Here is a 2071-nt window from a genome sequence, read left to right on the forward strand (position 1 = left end):
CCTTTGAATAAGACAAAAGGCTGCCTCATCGCTAACTTTGCAACAGTGCCATAAAACGCAACCGCCGCAAACAGACAAGAAAAAGCCCCAACTGATAACAGTTGGGGCTTCAGTATTGTGATTGGTGGAGCAATAGCACCCTGAACCCAAAACCTTCTCGCTCAACCGGTAGTGGCTGATAACAACTCGTGAGGGCTATTGCGGGTTAAGCATTTAGCGATGTCTAGGGCCAGACTGGACGTCTGAACGCAAGCCGCTGATACTGTACATAACCACAGTATCAGCGGAGGATACCCATGTCGCTGGCAAGGAACGCCACGGCGAGTCAATCGCCCACTCAAACAAACGGTTACGAACGCCACCAACCCGACCAGACGCTGCTCTACCAGCTGGTTGAGCAGCACTACCCAGCCTTCAAAGCCTCACTCGAAGCCCAAGGTCAACACCTGCCTCGCTACATCCAACAAGAATTCAACGACCTCCTCCAATGTGGCCGTCTGGAGTATGGTTTCATGCGGGTTCGCTGCGAGGATTGTCATCACGAGCGTCTGGTCGCCTTCAGCTGTAAACGACGCGGCTTTTGCCCTAGCTGCGGTGCCCGCCGGATGGCCGAGAGTGCGGCGCTGCTGATAGACGAAGTCTTCCCCAAGGAGCCCATTCGCCAGTGGGTGCTCAGCTTTCCTTTCCAGCTACGCTTTTTGCTGGCTCGCCATCCCCAGCTGATGGGCCAGGTCTTGAGTATCGTCTATCGTACACTCTCAACTCATCTGATCAAAAAAGCCGGTTACACCAAAGCCTCTGCACAAACTGGCTCAGTGACTCTTATCCAACGCTTTGGCTCCGCGCTAAATCTCAATGTCCACTACCACATGCTGTTTCTCGATGGTGTCTATGCCGAAGATGACTATGGCAAGCAACGCTTCCATCGTGTCAAGGCACCCACTTACGATGAGCTGAATACGCTCGCTCACACCCTCAGCCATCGCATCGCTCGCTGCATGGAAAAGCGTGGGATTTTGGAGCGTGATGCCGAGAATACGTGGTTGACACTGGAAGAGGGCGAAGACGATACGCTGACTCAATTACATGGTGCTTCGGTTACGTATCGCATTGCCGTCGGCCCCCAGCAAGGGCGCAAAGTCTTCACCCTGCAAACCTTGCCAGGGCGTGAGGATAAAGCCGACTCAAGCAGTCGAGTAGCCAACCATGCTGGTTTCTCGCTACACGCCGGTGTGATGGCCGAAGCGCATCAGCGGGATAAGCTTGAGCGCTTGTGTCGCTACATTAGTCGGCCAGCGGTTTCAGAAAAACGTCTGGCATTAACCGCCAATGGGCAGGTGCGTTACGAGCTCAAAACTCCGTACCGCAATGGCACCACCCATGTGATCTTCGAGCCGCTGGACTTCATCGCCAAACTCGCTGCGTTGGTACCTAAGCCGCGAGTCAACCTCACACGCTTCCACGGCGTCTTTGCACCGAACAGCAAACACCGAGTTCAAGTAACACCCGCCAAGCGGGGCAAGAAGCCCGACAAATCGGAAGGTCTCGATACTAACTGGCGTGACAAGAGTCCTGCAGAGCGCCACCGCGCCATGACCTGGATGCAACGCCTCAAGCGAGTCTTCAATATTGATATTGAAGTCTGCGAACACTGCGGCGGTCACGTCAAAGTGATTGCCAGCATCGAAGATCCGAAGGTCATTGAGCAGATTCTCAAGCATCTGAAACAGAAAACAGCCAAGGCGAATGCCGCCAAGCAGCGTGAGCTGCCACCAGAACGAGCGCCGCCACTGACTCCCAGCCTGTTCGATCCATCACAGAGTCGTCTCTTTGACTGACGACCCCAAATCCAACACTGCTCAACACTGCCAACTTTTAAACGGGGCGGTGGGGCAGTTTGTATCTCTCGAGCTATCAGGCTAGAGATTTTACCGCCAAATCGAACCTTATTAGAGCGGTTTAGGCTGGACCGGCAGTTAAAATTGGGGCTTGAGCGGTAAACGAGTGAGGGAATTTCAGGTAAGATACTTCGGATGAGGAGCAAAAAGGTGGTTTATACTTCCTATACCCG

1 protein-coding gene is annotated in these 2071 nt (G+C 53.7%); it reads left to right on the forward strand.

Annotated features, from left to right (window positions below; genetic code table 11):
* Positions 1 to 296 precede the first annotated feature (296 nt).
* The gene (locus tag CKK19_RS24995) at positions 297 to 1838 is read left to right on the forward strand and encodes an IS91-like element ISCR1 family transposase (protein WP_000050481.1); all 1542 of its coding nucleotides are present in this window, start codon (positions 297 to 299) and stop codon (positions 1836 to 1838) included.
* Positions 1839 to 2071: the final 233 nt, after the last annotated feature.

Origin of the sequence: Enterobacter sp. CCUG 70166 (genome assembly GCF_020224095.1) — a bacterium.
GTDB classification, from domain to species: domain Bacteria; phylum Pseudomonadota; class Gammaproteobacteria; order Enterobacterales; family Enterobacteriaceae; genus Enterobacter; species Enterobacter intestinihominis.

Coding starts and splice junctions, on each gene's coding strand:
- CKK19_RS24995 (WP_000050481.1), top strand. CDS start 297: ATGTCGCTGGCAAGGAACGCCACGGCGAGTCAATCGCCCACTCAAACA.